The organism is Lentzea tibetensis (genome assembly GCF_007845675.1).
GTDB classification, from domain to species: Bacteria; Actinomycetota; Actinomycetes; order Mycobacteriales; family Pseudonocardiaceae; genus Lentzea; species Lentzea tibetensis.
Genome location: NZ_VOBR01000053.1, coordinates 1 through 17,348, shown reverse-complemented (window position 1 = coordinate 17,348; position 17,348 = coordinate 1). Strand labels below are relative to the sequence as shown.

At 69.8% G+C, this 17,348-nt stretch carries 15 protein-coding genes; 10 read left to right on the top strand and 5 right to left on the bottom strand.

Annotation, left to right across the window (positions count from 1 at the left end):
- Window positions 1-573: 573 nt before the first annotated feature.
- Entirely contained in the window at window positions 574-996 is a 423-nt protein-coding gene (locus tag FKR81_RS41475) for an SWIM zinc finger family protein (protein ID WP_146360860.1), read from the bottom strand.
- Window positions 997-1,038: 42 nt separating this feature from the next.
- Window positions 1,039-1,263, bottom strand: coding sequence for a hypothetical protein (locus FKR81_RS41470; protein ID WP_146360858.1), 225 nt, complete (start codon window positions 1,261-1,263; stop codon window positions 1,039-1,041).
- Between the two features lie 207 nt (window positions 1,264-1,470).
- Between FKR81_RS41470 and FKR81_RS41465 the strand changes: the two genes are divergently transcribed.
- Entirely contained in the window at window positions 1,471-2,202 is a 732-nt protein-coding gene (locus tag FKR81_RS41465; protein WP_146360856.1) for a 3-keto-5-aminohexanoate cleavage protein, read from the top strand.
- On the opposite strand, the gene FKR81_RS41460 is transcribed toward FKR81_RS41465, so the two are convergent.
- Window positions 2,199-2,852: an ACT domain-containing protein gene (locus FKR81_RS41460; protein WP_186763488.1), complete on the bottom strand. Its 654-nt coding sequence runs from the start codon at window positions 2,850-2,852 to the stop codon at window positions 2,199-2,201. The genes FKR81_RS41465 and FKR81_RS41460 overlap by 4 nt on opposite strands.
- A gap of 215 nt (window positions 2,853-3,067) precedes the next feature.
- Between FKR81_RS41460 and gatC the strand changes: the two genes are divergently transcribed.
- From gatC to FKR81_RS41425, 7 genes are all read left to right on the top strand, one after another.
- Window positions 3,068-3,367: an Asp-tRNA(Asn)/Glu-tRNA(Gln) amidotransferase subunit GatC gene (gene gatC, locus FKR81_RS41455; RefSeq protein ID WP_146360852.1), complete on the top strand. Its 300-nt coding sequence runs from the start codon at window positions 3,068-3,070 to the stop codon at window positions 3,365-3,367.
- A complete protein-coding gene (gene gatA / locus FKR81_RS41450; protein ID WP_146360850.1) occupies window positions 3,364-4,839 on the top strand; it encodes an Asp-tRNA(Asn)/Glu-tRNA(Gln) amidotransferase subunit GatA in 1,476 nt (491 codons plus the stop codon). Before gatC ends, gatA begins: the two co-directional genes overlap by 4 nt.
- Entirely contained in the window at window positions 4,836-5,027 is a 192-nt protein-coding gene (locus tag FKR81_RS41445; protein WP_146360847.1) for a hypothetical protein, read from the top strand. The genes gatA and FKR81_RS41445 overlap by 4 nt, the downstream gene beginning before the upstream one ends.
- Window positions 5,024-6,526, top strand: a complete 1,503-nt coding sequence (gene gatB, locus FKR81_RS41440; RefSeq protein WP_146360845.1) for an Asp-tRNA(Asn)/Glu-tRNA(Gln) amidotransferase subunit GatB — start codon at window positions 5,024-5,026, stop codon at window positions 6,524-6,526. Before FKR81_RS41445 ends, gatB begins: the two co-directional genes overlap by 4 nt.
- Before the next feature lie 233 nt (window positions 6,527-6,759).
- Entirely contained in the window at window positions 6,760-6,963 is a 204-nt protein-coding gene (locus tag FKR81_RS41435) for a hypothetical protein (RefSeq protein ID WP_146360843.1), read from the top strand.
- An 82-nt stretch (window positions 6,964-7,045) separates the two neighbouring features.
- Window positions 7,046-9,610 (top strand): CHAT domain-containing protein, encoded by a 2,565-nt coding sequence (locus FKR81_RS41430; RefSeq protein WP_146360841.1) that lies wholly within the window; start codon window positions 7,046-7,048, stop codon window positions 9,608-9,610.
- 360 nt (window positions 9,611-9,970) lie between these two features.
- Window positions 9,971-12,469, top strand: coding sequence for a M14 family zinc carboxypeptidase (locus tag FKR81_RS41425; RefSeq protein ID WP_146360839.1), 2,499 nt, complete (start codon window positions 9,971-9,973; stop codon window positions 12,467-12,469).
- A gap of 52 nt (window positions 12,470-12,521) precedes the next feature.
- Here FKR81_RS41425 and FKR81_RS41420 read toward each other — a convergent pair whose 3' ends face one another.
- Entirely contained in the window at window positions 12,522-13,688 is a 1,167-nt protein-coding gene (locus FKR81_RS41420; protein WP_235922219.1) for a PQQ-dependent sugar dehydrogenase, read from the bottom strand.
- Window positions 13,689-13,698: 10 nt separating this feature from the next.
- On the bottom strand, window positions 13,699-14,601 hold the full coding sequence (locus FKR81_RS41415; RefSeq protein WP_146360837.1) for an alpha/beta fold hydrolase: 903 nt from the start codon (window positions 14,599-14,601) through the stop codon (window positions 13,699-13,701).
- A 28-nt stretch (window positions 14,602-14,629) separates the two neighbouring features.
- Here FKR81_RS41415 and FKR81_RS41410 point away from each other — a divergent pair, with 28 nt between their 5' ends.
- Both FKR81_RS41410 and FKR81_RS41405 read left to right on the top strand, forming a co-directional pair.
- On the top strand, window positions 14,630-15,544 hold the full coding sequence (locus tag FKR81_RS41410) for a 2-hydroxyacid dehydrogenase (protein WP_407936593.1): 915 nt from the start codon (window positions 14,630-14,632) through the stop codon (window positions 15,542-15,544).
- A gap of 69 nt (window positions 15,545-15,613) precedes the next feature.
- Window positions 15,614-16,315 carry a DoxX family protein gene (locus tag FKR81_RS41405; protein WP_146360833.1) on the top strand — a complete coding sequence of 234 codons (702 nt, stop codon included), beginning with the start codon at window positions 15,614-15,616 and terminating at the stop codon, window positions 16,313-16,315.
- Window positions 16,316-17,348 lie beyond the last annotated feature (1,033 nt).

Sequence of the window (17,348 nt, the reverse complement as noted above, 5' to 3'; positions counted from 1 at the left end):
CGGCTGCCTGTTTCGTTGTGGGGCCGCGCCCGGTTGGCACTGCGGGGGTTGGCAGTGCGGCGGGCGCTCCTTTCTTTTGGTATCTGCCGGTTTGTGCGGTGCTCCCTTGGTACCTGCGGGTTTTCGCTGTGCTCGCTTGGTACCTGCCGGTTGGGGCGGTGCTCGCTTGGTTCGCGCCGGTTGGGCCGTGGTCCCAGTAGGACTTTGTCAGGTTGGCAGGTCAGGGCTCGTGAGTGATTTGGAGGCCTATGGCACTCCTAATCACTCACGACCTTTGACCTGCTGCCATCGATGATTGCGCCCGTGGCGTGCCTGCAGGCCGGGGATTGTCGGTGCTGGCTGCGAGCATGGATGCGGGGGGTTCTCGTGTGCGGGGGACGCCTGCGTGAGCGTGGCGCGCCGCGTTCCTGCCAGTTGGGGCTGGCGCTCGCCACGCATCCGCAGGTGGGGTGTGGCCCACCGCGCTTTCCGCCGGTCCGTGGTGTGGGCCGGGCCTGCTGGCGTCGCTTCGCTCGCGGGGGTGTCCGCCGCACCGCAGGATCTGCACGCTCTCGTACCTGGGCGTGAAACCTGTCAGTTCGCGGACGGGTTCGTGGCGCGCATTATCCGAGCGCGCAAAGGGGCGTCCCGGGCCGCGTGCTCGTACAGCAGTTCGCGCAACGCCTCGGCGTTCAGCGACGCGAGATGTGAACGCAGCTCGACGTCCTCGGCGTCCGACGGTGGCACGTCAGTGCCCTGTTCCAGCAGCACGAGGCCGACCGCGACGCAGTGCTTGCAGAAGAACCCCTCGTCCCCGTACGGGCACGAGCACTCGCCGACCAGCAGTGAACCGTCCCACGACAGCGAGACCGCGTAGTCGTCGTTCCCGCGCACCAGTGCGGCGACGTGCCTGCTGTGCACCCGCAGTTCCAGCACGGCGTCCCGGTAGGTGAGTCCGCGCCAGTACGACTTGGCGCCTGCCCGGTGCAGCAGGAGGTCGGTGGAAAGCGTCGACATGCCGTCATCCAACCGGGTGACGGCATGTCGGCAGAACCAAGGTCAGCCGGAGTGCTTCTCCATGTCGAGCAGCGTCACCGCGGCCCGGAAGTACTTGTTGGTGCCGAGGTCGCGCACGGTCTTGATGTTGAAGGCCGCTTTGAGCTTCTCCGCGTCACCGGCGCTCACGCCGGACAGCGCGTCCACCGGGGCGTCCAGGATCTCCTTGAGGGGCTTGTCTTCGTAGGCCTTGTCGAGCAGGGCGTCGAGGTTCACGGAAACGGCCATGATCACTTCCTTCGGAGCAAAGGTGGATCGTGCAGGCCGATTCTCGGCGCTCAGCGGCGACGCCGCATGACGAGAGCGACCACTACCGCCGCCACCGCTATCAGCGCCCCCACGCCCATCACCAGGTCGAGACTGGGGCCGATCACCGCGTCCACTCCACGAGTTTCACCCTGCCGTTGTACCGCGACCTGTGGTTTCGTGGGAAGCGTGCTGCAAGCATGCTTGAACGGCGCGCGCCATCCCGGCGCGCATCCCGCGCTTCCGGTCACCCCGGAGCGGCTGGCCGAAGACGCGGTCGCCGCAGCCGAGCTCGGTGTGACGAGTCTGCACCTCCACCCGCGCGACGTCGTGGGTCTCGAAGTGCTGGCCGGACCGGAGGTGGCGACCACGGTCGCGACGGTGAGAGCCGCGGTGCCCGGCATGGAGATCGGCGTGACGACGGCTGCGGCGATCGAGCCGAACCCGTACCGGCGCAGCGAGCTGATCCGCAGTTGGGCGCCGCTCGCGTCCGGACGTCCGGACATCGCGAGCGTCAACGTGCACGAGGGCGGCTGGCTGGACGTCGCGAAGATCCTGCACGAGGCGGGCATCGGCATCGAGCTGGGTGTGTTCCACCTGCAGGCCGCGCGACGGCTGCAGCACGCCGACATCCCGCCCGGCACGGTCCGCATCCTCGCCGAGGTGCGGCCGGACAAGGCGGATCCGATCAGCGAGGCGGAAGCGCTGCTGTGCGAGCTCGAACCGTTCGGGCTGCCGATCCTGCTGCACGGCGAGGGTGACAGCACGTGGCCCGTCCTCACCTACGCGGCACGGCTGGAGCTCGACACGCGCATCGGCCTCGAGGACACCCTCGAACTACCGGACGGCAGCAGCCCCAGGGACAACGCCCAGCTCATCGAACAGGCCAGGAGGACCCGGCGAGCGCTGGCCCCGAGCTAGTCCGGCAGCACGACCGCGACGATCCCGGCCAGGTGGGCCAGGCGCGCGACCTCGGCCGCGCGGAACATCGGGCCGCCCGGACGTCCGACGACGAGCACGCGGTCCGGCTTGCCGAGCGGCGTCGCGGCCAGCTCGGTGCCCAGCTCGCGCCACGGCTCGGGGACCCACTCCTCCTCGCCGTCGAGCACGGTCGCGCGCTCCAGCGGGAACCACGGCGGGTTGTCCATGCGGGTCTCGGGTGCGGCCGACGACGCGGTCAGGCGGGCCACGCCGCCAACCGACGGGGCGATCACCACGGCCCATCCGGCCCGGATGATCTTCGGAACGCCCTCGGTGAAGATCTCCAGTCCGCGGACCGGTTCCTCGGCGATCTCCTCGACCAGCTCCAGCTCGCGGTGGGTGTCCAGGATGCCCGCGTACGGGCGCACGGCGTCGACCTCGACGCCCTCGATCGACTCGGCCGCGGTGATCAGCGTGTCCGGCAGACGGCCGGACGGCAGCTCGACGACGAGGTCGTCTATCGCGAGGCCGGAGCCGCGCTCCACCACGTCGACGCTCAATATGTCCGCCCCGATCGCTCCCAGTGCCGTTGCGACCGCGCCGAGGGTGCCGGGACGGTCCGGGAGCTGGACCCGGATCAGGAACGACAAGGTGAACGCCTCCTGGTCAGCCATGTGGGCGTGGTCGTGAGTCCACAACCGGCCGCTGATTGTCGCAGACGCAGCATCTCTTTTTGACCCGCTGTCCGCGTTGCGGAACGGTTAAGTTGACCGCCCGCTCGGTAACCCGTTCGAAGTGGTTCCTGACCTGCCCATAGACTCGCGGGGTCCCCAATCCGAATCCCGACCCACGGGGGTTGACAGGAGTGCCCAGCATCTCCCGCGACGAGGTCGCGCACCTGGCCAAGCTGGCCAGGCTGGCCGTCACCGAGGACGAGCTCGACTTGTTCGCCGGCCAGCTCGACGTGATCCTCCAGTCGGTGGCGTCCGTCGGCGACATCGCCGCAGCGGACATCCCGCCTACGTCGCACGCCGTTCCGCTGACCAACGTCTTCCGCGAGGACGTGGTCCGTCCGAGCCTCGGTCAGCAGCAGGCGCTCTCCGGCGCTCCTGAGGCCGAGGACGGCCGGTTCCGCGTCCCCCGCATCCTGGGTGAGGAAGCATGATCCGCCAGACCGCTGCCGAGCTCGCAGCGAAGATCCACCGGGGCGAGACGACGTCCGTCGAGGTCACCCAGGCGCACCTGGACCGCATCGCGGAGACCGACGGCAAGCTCAACGCCTTCCTGCACGTAGACACCGAGGGCGCGCTCGCGCAGGCCCGCAAGGTCGACGAGGACGTCGCCGCCGGGCGCACGCCCGCCTCACCGCTCGCGGGTGTCCCGCTGGCGCTGAAGGACGTGCTGACCCAGGAGGGCATCCCGACGACCGCCGGTTCCAAGATCCTCGAGGGGTGGCGGCCGCCGTACGACGCGACGGTGACGCGCAAGCTCAAGGAAGCCGGGATCGTCATCCTCGGCAAGACGAACATGGACGAGTTCGCGATGGGCTCGTCGACCGAGAACTCCGCGTACGGCCCGACGGCCAACCCGTGGGACCTCACCCGCATCCCCGGTGGTTCGGGCGGTGGCTCGTCCGCGGCGCTCGCCGCGCACCAGGCCCCGCTCGCGATCGGCACGGACACCGGTGGCTCGATCCGCCAGCCCGGCGCCGTCACCGGCACGGTCGGCGTGAAGCCGACCTACGGCACGGTCTCCCGGTACGGCCTGATCGCGTTCTCCAGCTCGCTGGACCAGGCCGGTCCCTGTGCGCGCACGGTGCTGGACGCCGCGCTGCTGCACGAGGTCATCGGCGGCTACGACCCGATGGACTCGACGTCCATCAACGCGCCGCTCCCGCCGGTCGTCGCGGCCACGCGTGAAGGCGCGCAGGGCGACCTGAGCGGCGTCCGCGTCGGTGTCGTCACGCAGTTCTCCGGTGAGGGCTACCAGCCGGGCGTGCTGCGCAGCTTCGAAGCGGCCGTGTCGCAGCTCAAGGAGCTCGGCGCGGAGATCGTCGAGATCTCCTGCCCGAGCTTCGACTACGCGCTGCCCGCGTACTACCTCATCGCGCCGAGCGAGGCGTCGTCGAACCTCGCCCGCTTCGACGCGATGCGCTACGGCTTGCGCGTCGGCGACGACGGCAACCGCAGCACCGAGGAGGTCATGTCGCTGACCCGTGAGGCCGGCTTCGGCCCCGAGGTCAAGCGCCGCATCATGATCGGCACGTACGCGCTCAGCGCCGGTTACTACGACGCGTACTACGGCTCGGCGCAGAAGGTGCGCACGCTCATCACGCGCGAGTTCGAGCAGGCGTTCACCAAGGTCGACGTGCTGGTGTCGCCGACGACGCCGACCACCGCGTTCAAGATCGGCGAGCGCACGAACGACCCGGTCGCGATGTACAAGGCCGACCTGTGCACCATTCCGTCCAACCTGGCGGGCAACTGCGGCCTGAGCGTCCCGAGTGGACTGTCCGATGAGGACGGCATGCCGGTCGGCCTGCAGATCATGGCCCCGGCGCTGCAGGACCACCGCATGTACCGCGTCGCCGCGGCGTACGAGGCGGCCCGCGGTCCGATCGGGGGTGCGTCGCTGTGAGGAAGACCAAGGGCCTGTTCGGGCTGGTGAGCGCCGTCGCAGCGGCTGCCGGTGCCGTCTCGGGCTTCAAGGCGGCCCGCGAGGACAACGACAAGCTGGCGCTGGCGAACGCGATCGCCAGCATCGCCGTGGCGATCACCGGTGCGGCGCTGGCCGTTCGCGGTCTGCGGAAGGACGAGCTGAAGTGACTGCGTTGTCGGAACTGATGGACTACGACGAGGTCATCGAGAAGTTCGACCCGGTGCTGGGTCTCGAGGTCCACGTCGAGCTGCACACCAACACGAAGATGTTCTGCGGCTGCGCGAACGTCTTCGGCGGTGAGCCGAACACCAACACGTGCCCCACGTGCCTCGGCATGCCGGGCGCGCTCCCGGTCGTGAACGCCACGGCGATCGAGTCGGCGATCCGCATCGGCCTCGCGCTGAACTGCGAGATCGCCGAGTGGTGCCGGTTCGCGCGGAAGAACTACTTCTACCCGGACATGCCGAAGAACTTCCAGACGTCGCAGTACGACGAGCCGATCGCCTTCAACGGCTGGCTCGACGTGACGCTGGACGACGGTGAGATCCTCCGCGTCGAGATCGAGCGCGCGCACATGGAGGAGGACACGGGCAAGTCGCTGCACGTCGGCGGCGCGACCGGTCGCATCCACGGCGCCGAGCACTCGCTGCTCGACTACAACCGCGCGGGCGTGCCGCTGATCGAGATCGTCACGAAGATGGTCCCCGGCACCGGCAGGCGCGCACCCGAGGTGGCCCGCGCGTACGTCACCGCGTTGCGCGACCTGCTGAAGGCGCTCGACGTGTCCGACGTCCGCATGGATCAGGGCTCGCTGCGCTGTGACGCGAACGTGTCGCTGTCGCCGAAGACCACGGGCGAGCTCGGCACCCGCACCGAGACCAAGAACGTCAACTCGCTGCGCAGCGTCGAGCGCGCCGTGCGCTTCGAGATGACGCGTCAGGCCGCGGTGCTGGAGTCCGGCGGCAAGGTCATCCAGGAGACCCGCCACTTCGACGAGTCCTCCGGTTCGACCTCTTCGGGCCGCACCAAGGAGACCGCCGAGGACTACCGGTACTTCCCGGAGCCCGACCTGGTCCCGATCGCGCCGTCGCGCGAGTGGGTCGAGGAGCTGCGCGGCACGCTGCCGGAGCTCCCGTGGGAGCGCCGCAAGCGCATCCAGCAGGAGTGGAACCTCACCGACGAGGCCCTGCGCGACCTCGTCAACGCGGGCGCCATGGACCTCATCGCGGCCACCGTCGACGCGGGCGCGAAGCCGGACGAGGCGCGCTCCTGGTGGGTGTCGTACCTGACCCAGCAGGCCAACACCCGCGGCGTCGAGCTCGCCGACCTGCCGATCACCCCCGCGCAGGTCGCGCAGGTGATCACGCTGGTCAACTCGGGTTCGTTGACGAACAAGATGGCCCGCGAGGTCGTCACCGGCGTGCTCGAGGGCGAGGGCGAGCCCGACGAGGTCGTCGAGAAGCGCGGCCTCAAGGTCGTCTCGGACGACTCCGCTCTCGAAGCCGCGGTCGACGAGGCGCTGGCCGCTCAGCCCGATGTGGCGCAGAAGATCCGCGACGGCAAGGTGCAGGCCGCCGGTGCGATCGTCGGCGCGGTCATGAAGGCGACCAAGGGCCAGGCCGACGCGGCGCGCGTGCGCGAGATCGTGATCGCCCGCTGCTCCTGATCCACCCGTAGTGCCGTTGAGGCCATCTCGACCCTCGCCAGCGGGGGGTCGAGGTGGCCTCAACGCATCTGGAACAGGCTGTGATCGAGCTCTAGGCCGATCGGGTGGCTGAGTAGCGATTTGGGACCCACGGGTGCGTCCACATGTGTAACAGTGGCCCCGGTTGGCGGATATGGGGGTAGACGCCAGCAACCCGAAGTGATCACGAGTAGTCCAAATGAGGGGGGAGTCTCATGACTACAGCAGCGCGCAAGGAGATCGGCGAAGAGCCTCAGGAGTCGGTTGCGGCCGGCGGTGTTCTCGAGGACATCAAGGACGCCATCGAGGTCGTGCTCGACAAGGTCAAGCACAAGCACCCGGCCGATCCCAAGACGGACAACCCGAAGACGGGTGATCCGGAGCCCGATCCCTGCTGCGGGCCGATCAACGCTCACTAGCAAGTGGCCCACTGCGCGGCGGCCGGGCAAAGCGCCTGGTCGCCGTACAGTGCTTTCGTCGTCGATGTGGTGAGATGCAATCATGCGTGCGTCTGCCCTTGATCGAGCGCGCGAGCTGGTCGATCGAGGCAGGGCTGCCACCAACGGCTACCGGTTCCCCAGTGCCATCCGCACCCTGAAACGCGGTCTGGCGCTCATCGAGAACGAACCGGATGTCGACGAGGTGCTGGAAGTCCGGGTCCGCCTGCTCGGCCTGCTCGCGATCTGCGTCGGTGAGACCACCGGCCGGGATGCCGCGTTCGCGGTCTTCGACGAGGCGCGCGTGCACATCGCGGTGGTGGCCGATCCGGAGACGAAGGCGTTCCTGGACGCGTTGACCGATCACAACCTGGGCCTTCAGGTCATGCGGATGGGCCAGCCGGAGAAGTCGGTCGGCCTGTTCAGCAGCCTCGTCACCTTCGTGGACTCACTGCCTCAGAGCACCGCCGCCTACGACGACCTGCTGATGATGGCCTTGACCAGCCGCAGTTTCGCCCTGGGTGCGATCCGCGAGCGCGAGGGGGCTGTCGCGGATCTCGAGCGGGTCGCCGTGCTCGCCCGCGACCGCGAGCTGCCGCGGCGGCGCGGCATGGCCGTGTACTCGCTCGGCAACCTGCACAAGCAGACCGGCGACCTCGCCGAGGCGTTGCGCTACTACGACGAGACCCCGCGCGCGTTCGGTGAGATGGAACCGGGCCTGATGGCCGCGCTGCGGCGGGACCAGGCCGAGGCGTTGCTCGCGATCGGACTGTCCGACGAGGCCGGTCGGCTGCTCGACGAGGCGCTGCCGGTCATGCGCAGCCAGCGGTTCGGCCAGGACCTCGCCGAGGTCGAGATGCTCCGCGCGACCGCCGCGCTGCAGGACGGCGAGCTGGAGTTCGCGCGGAAGATGGCGCGGGCCTCGTACCGCAAGCTGCTCCGGCGAGGCAGCGCCTGGGCACTGATGGCCGCGTTGGTGATGCTGTGGGCGGACGGCAGGCACGCGCTGGCAACGGGCCGGATCCGGGCTTCACTGGTGGAACGGGCGTTGCAGCTGAGCGACGAGCTCGGTGAGAACCACCTCGTCGACGAGTCCCGGCTGGCCCGGTTGTTCGCCGCCCGCCTGCAGATCCGCAGGGGACGGCTCGACGAGGCCGAGGAGCTGCTGCGGCAGGTGCCCGGTCCCCGCGCGGTCACGCCCATCGACCACCGGATGCAGCGCAGGCTGTGCCTGGCCGAGCTGGCCGTCGCCAAGGGAAACCTGCGCGGTGCGCTGACCCACGCCCGGCACGGTCTCGCCGAGCTCGGCAGGGTGCGCGACCGCATGGGCGGACTGGAGCTCGTGTCCGCCACCGCCGTGCACGGCCACGAGCTGGGTGAGCTCGCGATCAGGTTGGTGCGGGGCGGGAACAGCCCGCGGAGGTTGTTCAACTGGCTGGAGCTGACCCGCGCGCAGAGCTACCGCTACGAGCCGCTCGAGTCCATCGAGGATCCCAAGATCGCCGAACGGCTCTCGGAAGTGCGCCAGCTCAGCCGCTCGCTGTGGCGGGCGCGGCTCAACGGGGTGCCGACCGCGGAGCTCCAGGCGCTCTTGGCCAGAGCGCAACGCGACATGAACCGGCTCGGCTGGCGCGAGCACCGGTGGGGCAAACCGCGGCCGGTCGCGGACTTCGGCGAGGTCACCGCCGCGCTGAAGGACCGGGCGATGGTCAACTTCGTGTCCTCGGGCGGCGAGATGATCGCGGTCGTCCTCGTCGGCGGAACGGCGCGGATGGTGCGGCTCGGGTGCGCGAACGACGCGTTCGAGAGCGCGCGGAAGCTGCACTTCGACCTCAACGCCCTGGCACCCGACCATCTGCCCGCACCGCTCGCCGAGGTGATCGGGGCGTCCGCGCGCAGGCAGGCGGACAAGCTCGACGTGCAGCTGATCGAACCGCTCGCGCACCTCATCGGGGAACGCGAGCTGATCGTCGTGCCGACCGGCGCGTTGTACGCGGTGCCGTGGGGAGTGCTGCCGTCGTTGCACGGCAGGGCAACGGTGACGGCGCCGTCCGCGACGGCGTGGCTCGCGTCCGCGCAGGGCGGGCAGCCGAAGGCGCGCGACGTGCTGCTGGTGCGCGGGCCCGGACTGGGCTTCGCGGACGGCGAGATCGACCGGCTCGCCGCGCACCACGCCACCGCGACGGTGCTGACCGGTGCGGACGCGACCGCCGCCGAGGTGTTGCGGCAGCTGGACGGCGTCGACCTGGTGCACGTCGCCGCGCACGGGGAGCACGAGCCGGAGAACGCGCTGTTCTCCCGGCTGGAGCTGGTCGACGGGCCGTTGTTCGCGCACGAGCTGGGCAGGTTGCGCAAGCCGCCCGCGCACGTCGTGCTGGCCGCGTGCGAGCTGGCGCTCAACCGCATCCGCCCCGGTGACGAGGCGCTCGGGTTCGCCGGGGCGATGCTCGCGGGCGGTACGCGCACGGTCGTCGCGGTCACCAGCAAGGTCGGCGACGAGGCGTCGGCGGCCGCGATGGGGGACTACCACCGGGCGCTCGCGGCCGGTGCCGCACCGGCCGTCGCGCTGGCCGAGGCCATGGCGAAAGACCCGTTCCGTAGGCCATTCGTCTGCCTCGGAAGTGGCTAGGCCGTTCGAGTGGTTGTCCAGGTTTCACCCCTGTGAACCCACAGCTCAAACGTGATTTGCATCCAAACCGCGATCGCGGTTAGTGAACTTCTCTCGCCTGGGTCACCGTTTCTGTGCCACTCTTGGTCTAGACCCCGTTGACCACTAGTCAGCAGGGCCAATTTCTTGACCGAGGGGAATTGGCCACGGTCTTCGCGGCCGCTCAGGGGGTGAGGCCGGGATGATCGTGACCATGCCGACGGCCCGCGGGCCGGCCTTCGCCGGCTTGGCGGGCCGTCGTGTGCAAGCACCCCGACCGCTCGTCGAGAAGCCTCCTTTCGCACGGTTGACCTAAGTTGACTGACCGATTAGTCAGATCCCATGCGTAGCACCGTGTTAGCCGCGCTGGTCGTCATGACAGCCGCGCTCGTGGTTCCCGCGAGCGGATCAGCCCAGCCCGTCACGCCGTCGCACGGCCGTGGTGAGGAACCGGGCAACGGCATTGAGCGCAACGAGATCGCCGCGCTCGACCCCGCCTTCAACGCCGCGACCGTTGGCGTGCAGGGCGAGAACAAACCCGACAAGCACCAGGGATATCCGCGCAAGACGGACCTCCGGGTGTACCCGGACGACCCGACCGACAAGTCGATCAAACTGGGGCTCGCGCCGTACCACGCGATCGCGCCGAAGCTGAACGCGCTGCAGAAGCGCAGCAACCGGATCTCGGTCGAGGTGGTCGGCCAGTCGCTGCTCGGCCGCGACCTCTACCTCGTCACGCTCACCGCGCCGGAGTCACCGGCCGAGACGCGCCAGCAGGAGCGCTTCCGCGCGCGGATCGAAGAGGGCGACCCGGTGCCCAAGGCGCTGTACAAGGCGCCGGTCTGGATCAACAACAACATCCACGGCAACGAGTGGGAGGGCACCGACGGCGCGTTGCGCGTCATCGAGTACCTCGCCACCACGCAGGACCGCTCCGCGCTGAACATGTTGCGGCGCAGCAGGATCTACTTCAACGTCACGGCGAACCCGGACGGCCGCGTCGCGGGGCGCAGGGAGAACAACAACGGCTTCGACCTCAACCGCGACTTCGCGACCGGCTCGCAGCCGGAGGCGCGCGCGATGCGGTCGATCGTCGAGCGCACCCAGCCGTTGATGATGATGGACGAGCACGGGTACGTGGACAACACGCTCATCGAGCCGACCACGCCGCCGCACGGCCAGAACTACGACTTCGACCTCTACATCAAGCACGGGTACGCCAACGGGCTCGCGATGGAGGAGGGCGTCAAGAAGCTGGGGCACCCCGAGGCCGCGAAACCGGAGATCCCGTTCCGCGACTACCCGCCGGGCGTGTGGGACGGCTGGGCGCCGATCTACACCGCGCAGTACTCGATGTACCACGGCGCGATCTCGTACACGATCGAGATTCCCATGTCCGTCAACGGTTCCAACTACGACACCGTGCCGGTGCCGGAGCTGCGCCGGTGGTCGGACATCAACGCTGATGTCGCCGAGTCGACGATCCACACGACGATCGACTACGTGGACCAGCACCGCTCCGAGCTGATCTCCAACCAGGTCGAGATGTTCCGCCGCGGCGCGGCCGGTGAGCCGCAGCGCGAGATCCCGGACGGCTTCGTGCCCGGTTTCGGCCCTGAGGACCGCTACCGCACCGAGTTCCCGCGCGCGTACGTGATCACCGACGAGCGCTCGGGGCCCGCCGCGGCGCGGCTCGTCGACCACCTGATCGCCAACGACATCAGGGTCAAGCGCGCGGACGCGCCGTTCACGCTGGCCGGAAAGCGCTATCCGGCTGGCTCGTACGTGGTCGACATGCACCAGCCGAAACGGGCGCTCGCGAACGTGATGCTCGAAGCCGGCAGCGACATCTCGGCCAAGGTGCCGGTGATGTACGACATCTCGGGCTGGAGCCACCGCCTGCTCTGGGGCGCTTCGGTGGAGATCGCCAAGTCCGGGCCGCTGTTCGTCCGCGGCCGTGAGGTCGCCGCGGCGGCGCCGACCGGTCGCGTGGACGCGCCGCCGGGACGCGACCTCGCCCTGGTGATCAACGACGGCAAGGACGTCAATGCGGTCAACGACCTGCTCAGCCGCGGGATCGAGCTGCGCAGGCAGGCCGACGGCACGATCGTGGTGCCCGCCGCGTCGCGGGCCGCCGCGCTGGAGGTGTCCGAGCGGTTCGGCGTGCGGTTCGCCGCGGCGTCGCCGGGTGGTTCGCCGTTGCAGCGCAAGGTGCTCGCCGCGGCGGTCGGCCCGGATGAGCTGAAGGTGTTGCGCGACCTCGGTTTCGAGGTGCGGCCGGTGTCGACGTCGGTGCTCAACGCCGGGTTCGACTGGTCGCGCGTCGACGTGCTGATGGTGTCGTCGGGTCTGCGGTACGACCTGCTCACGCCTGCCTCGCGTGCGTCGCTGGACGAGTTCCTCAAGCGCGGCGGTGTCGTCACGCGCGGTGCGACCGGTGGCCGGTTCAACGTCGACGCCAAGCTCCTCGCGGCCCGTCCGGTCGCGGGCTGGGAGGACGCGAACGGCGTGGTGACGGTCGCGAACGGCACCGGTCCGGTCGGGTCCGGCGCGCTGGGCACGTCGTTCGTCTACGCGCCGCAGTGGTTCGCCGACCTCGGTGCCGGGGTGAGCGTCGAGCAGCGCTACGCGGCGCAGCCGCTCGTGTCCGGGCACTGGCGCCCGCGCGCTGACGGCAGCGGCGGGCAGAACGCGGCGGCCGGTCAGGCGGCCGTGGTGTCCGGTACTTCGGCGGCCGGTGCGCGGGTCGTGCTGTTCGGCACCGAGCCGATGTTCCGCGACCACCCGAAGGGCCTGTACTCGCAGGTGGGCCGCGCGATCTTCTGGTCGTCCACCCGCTAGTCGTTTGCCATGAGGGGAGCTTTCCCAGCGCTGGGAAAGCTCCCCTCGTGCGTCAGTCCTTGCCCGGGTTTCCGCCGTTGTCGGGGCGGGTGACGATGGCGACGCGGTCGTCGGACGAGACGGTCTTGCCGCTGGTCTTGTTGACCGTGCCGACGAGCGCGGCCTGGTCGTTCAGCATCTCCATCGGGCCGATCAGGCCGAACCCGTCCTCCTGCATGCTGACCTTCGGCTTGCCGACGAAGCTGCCGTCCGGTGCCATCGGCAGCGCCTGCGTGCCGGGCGTCTTGCTCATCGTGGTCCACAGCACGTCCGACAGCGACGCGCAGCCGAGGATGCCCGGCTTGTCCGGCCAGCTCCACGCGGCGTTGCCGAGCGGTTTGCCGGGGTCGACGCGGTAGAGGACGTCCGCCCGGTCGGTCCAGTCCGTCACCCAGATCTTGGTCGTGTCCGCGGACACGCACAGCCCGCCCGGCAGGCGCAGCCCGGCGGCGATCACCGCGGACGTCGCGGTGGGGTTGCCCTTCGCGGGCTGGCCTGCGCCGTCGATGCGCAGCACCTTGCCCGCGAGCGAGTTCGGGTCGGCGGCGAGCGCCGGGTTGCCCGCGTCGCCGGTCGCGACGAGCAGCGCGCCCTTGCGGTCGCTGGCCAGCACGCCGCGGTTGCCGGTCGCGCCGCGCGGGATGCCCGTCAGGATCGGCTTGGGCGCGTCGCCGGGGGCGAGGCGCACCACGCGGTTGTCCGTCGGCGTCGTCACGTACAGGTAGACGAGCTGGTCCTCGGCGAACGTCGCGGAGAGCGCGATGCTGGTCAGCCCGCCGTCCGACGACGCGTCCACCGGGATCGTCGCGACCACGACCGGGTCGACGTTCTTCGCGACCTTCAGCAGTCTGCCGGTGGTGCGCTCGGTGGCGTACGCGGTGACGCTGCCCTGCGAGTCCGGGCCGATCATCGCGACGCCGGAGACCGGGTCGAGGCACGTCGCGATCACCAGCGGGTTGAAGTCCTTGCAGCCCTGCGGCGGCGGCACGCTCTGCGGCGTCTGGCCCGGCTGGCGCTGGCCGGGGGACGGGGTGAACTCGCCGGGCAGCTCCGGTTTCGGGCCTGCCTGCGGCGTCAGCTGCCGCTGCGGGGTCCAGCTGGTGGGCGGTGGTTCCTCCGGCAGGGACGCGCAGCCCCCTGCCAGTAGACAGGCGGCGATCAACGCGAGGAGGCGAACCACGTGCTCCAGGCTAGGTGCGCGTCCGTGAGACCTGGGTGAACACGTCGGCGACGGCCCACTCGACGGCTTCAACCCGCTGGTGGAGCAGCCGCAGCTCGGCGAGGACGACCTCCGGCGCCTCGAGCGGGAGGTAGTGGCTGCACGGCAGCAGCCGGAACCGCGCCTGCGGCAGCGGGCCCACCGGTTCGGCCATGCTCTCGGCGGTCGCGAGCACGTCGTCCTCGGCGGCCAGCACGGTGATCGGGACGCGCAGCGCGCTCAGGTCCTGCCTCGGCGTGGTGCCCAGTGCGAGCGCCAGCGTGAAGTACCAGCGCCAGTCGTGCTGGAGGAACGGGGCGATCGCCGCCTTCACGTCCTCGGGGTCGCTCGACGGCTTGATCACGCCCGCGTGCCGGAGGACGAAGGTCGTCACGTCCGTCACCGGCATCCGGTGCAGCACGGTGTCCAGCAGCGGACCCGCGGCCTGGAGCATCTTCGTGCCGGTGACGCTGAGCGTGCGGCGCAGCTTCGCGGGCACGACCGGCAGCATGGCGTCGAACGAGTCGCCTGGTGCGCCCGCGACGAGCAGCAGTCCGGACACCCGCTCGGGGTACCTGCGCGCCAGCTCGGCGGCGACCGTGACGCCCATCGACCAGCCCATGACGACGCAGCGTTCGATCTTGGCGTCGTCGAGCGTCGCGATCGCGTCCGCGACGTGGTCGGCGAGCTTGATCCGCTTCTCGTCGTCCGGCCGGTCCGAGCCCATCGTGCCGCGCATGTACCAGCTGACGACCGCGGCCTCGTCCGTCAGGGTCGGCCACGACTCGGGGCCGGACCCGACACCGGGGCAGAGCAGCACCGCGGTGCCCTCGGCGTCGGTGCGCCAGACTCTGATCTTGGTGCCGTCGGCGGAGATGACCTCGTGCTCCCGCATGGGTACCAGTCTGCCGTACGGTGCTGGTGTGACGCTCACCGTGCTTGTGCCCGACGAATTCGGTGTCGAGAAGCTGTCCGAGGTGGACGGTGTCCGGCCGATCCTCTACACGCCCGGACAACCCTTTCCGCCCGAGGCGCAGGACGCCGAGGTGCTGGTGCCCAAGTTCCTGTCCGGCACGGACCCCGCCGCCGTGTTCGCGACGCTGCCCAAGTTGCGCTTGGTGCAACTTCTGTCGGCCGGCGCGGAGAACTTCGTCGGCCGCATCCCCGACGGCGTGCTCCTGTCGACGTGCCGCGGCGCCCACGGCGGCAGCACCGCGGAGTGGGCGATCGGCGCGCTGCTGGCGATCTACCGAGACCTGCTCGTCTTCGAGCAGGCGCGGATCGAGGGCCGCTGGGACTACCACTTCACGGACACGTTGCAGGGCAAGCAGGTTCTCGTCGTCGGCGCAGGTGACCTCGGCGAGCAGTTCCGCCGCAGGCTGGAACCGTTCGACGCGACGGCGACCATGGTCGGCCGCGAGGCGCGCGACGGCGTCCACGGCGTGGACGAGCTGCCGGACCTGCTGGGGTCCTTCGACGCCGTGGTGGTCTTCGTGCCGCTGACGGCCGAGACCGAGCGCATGGTCGACGCGAAGTTCCTGTCCTGCATGAAGGACGGCGCGATCCTGCTGAACGGCGCCCGCGGCCCGGTCGTCGACACCGACGCCCTGCTGGCCGAGCTGGTGTCCGGCAGACTGCGCGCCGCACTGGACGTGACGGACCCCGAGCCGCTGCCCGAAGACCATCCACTGTGGACGGCCCCCGGCCTGTTGCTGACCCCCCACGTGGCGGGAAGCTGTGCGGGCAACAAGGAACGCGCATATTCCATCGTCACCGCGGAAGTGGCACGCTTCGCGGCGGGCGAATCGCCCCGCAACCTCGTGAACGGCCTGTATTAGGCTGAATGGGTGAACGATGGCTTCCGGTCGGCCCTGTTGCGGGCGGGACGGGTCTCCTAGCGTGCGGGCGTGGCTACTCACGACGACCGCTCGACGAAGACGAGCGCATTCTCCGATGACGGGATCTACGCCGGCAGCGGAGGAGGAGTTCACCACTTCGATGACGGGACGCAGAATTTTGATCCAGAGACGAAGCACTTCGACAACTCCGGCTACACGCCGCTGACGCCGTCCACTGTGGACCCGCTCGACGACCCCTTCGAGGACGAGCGGACCAAGTTCAGGTGGACCGCCAGCGCCGACATCGGCCTGCTCGCCCTGCGGGCCGTGCTCGGTGGCGTGTTCGTGCTGCACGGGTTGCAGAAGGTGTTCGGGATGTTCGGCGGGCCCGGCATCGACGGCTTCGCCCAGTTCCTGCAGAAGTCCGGCTTCCGCGAACCCCGCATCCTCGCGTGGGTCACCGGTGTGACCGAGCTGACCGGTGGCGGGTTGCTGGTGCTCGGGTTGTTCACGCCGCTCGCGGCTGCTGGCGTGCTGGCCGTGATGGCCAACGTCATCGCGCTGAAGTACAAGGGCGGGTTCTTCGGGGCCAACGGGGTTGAGCTCGAGCTCGCCCTTGCCGCTATGGCGTTCGCTGCTCTCTTTGCTGGGCCTGGGCGGGCTGCCATCGACTACAACCGGTCGTGGTTCCGGCACCCGCTGGTCAGTGGGTTCCTGTGCTTGGTGTTGGCGGCTGGTGCTTCTGCTGTGACGTTGTTGGTGTTCCGGTAGGTTTTGAGGCTTTCTTTGGTGGTGGGCGGGGAGGGTCTCGCTGATCACCAGAGGTCGCCACATCGAAAAGCCCCTGTCAAGGCGGAAAAGCTGCCTTGACAGGGGCTTTTCGATGTGGCAAGGCTTCGCCTGATCAGCGAGACCCTCCCCGCCCCTGCCCTCCGGGAAAGTTTGTTCTGATCATTTGGCTGCCGGTTTGTGCTCGGGGGCCGCGCCCGGTTGGCAGTGCGGGGGTTGCTGGTGCGGCGGGCGCTCTTTTCTTTTGGTATGTGCCGGTTTCGTCGGGCTCTTTGGTGTCTGCCGGTTCCGCTGGGCTCTCTTGGTGCCCGCCGGTTTCGTCGGGCTCCCTTGGTACGTGCCGGTTTGGCCGGTGCTCGCTTGGTACGCGCCGGTTTCGTGGTGGGTCGCCGGGTGCGCTGGCGTCGCTTCGCTCGCCGGGGTCCACGCTGCGCCGCAGATGTTGCGGGCTGTCGCACCCCTGGTTTCGTGGCTGGCCTGTCTGTGGGGCGGGGGATTGTCGGTGCTGGCTGGGAGCATCGGTTCGGGGGGTTCTCGGGTGCGGGGGACGCCCGCGTGAGCGCGCTCGCGGCCGTGAGCGGCGGCCCGGCAGGCCCGAGGTGTGTCGTATCGGGCGGAAGTCGGGCTCAGCGGCAGGGGGTAGCTGGCGGGCCCGACGGCGGGCGGGGCGGTGTGTCTACGGAAGGTGGCACAGCGGCAGGCGGGCCAGGCTGGTGGGCCCGACGGCAGGCGGGCCGGTGTCTACGGAAGGCGGGCACGACGGCAGGCGGGCCGGTGTGCCGACAGAAGGCGAGTCCGACGGTAAGCGGGTCGGTGTGCCGACGGAAGGCGAGTCCGACGGCAGGCGGGCAGGTGTGATCAGGCAAGGAGTGTGCGCGTCGGCAGTGTGCGGGGTGGTGGGCACCTGGCGATTGGGCCTTGACTTGGGGTGCGGCGTGGTACCCCTATCGGGCCGGCAGGTGCTCTTCCTGCCGGCGGAGCCGGCCCCACCACGCCGCGAGGGGCCCCAAGATGC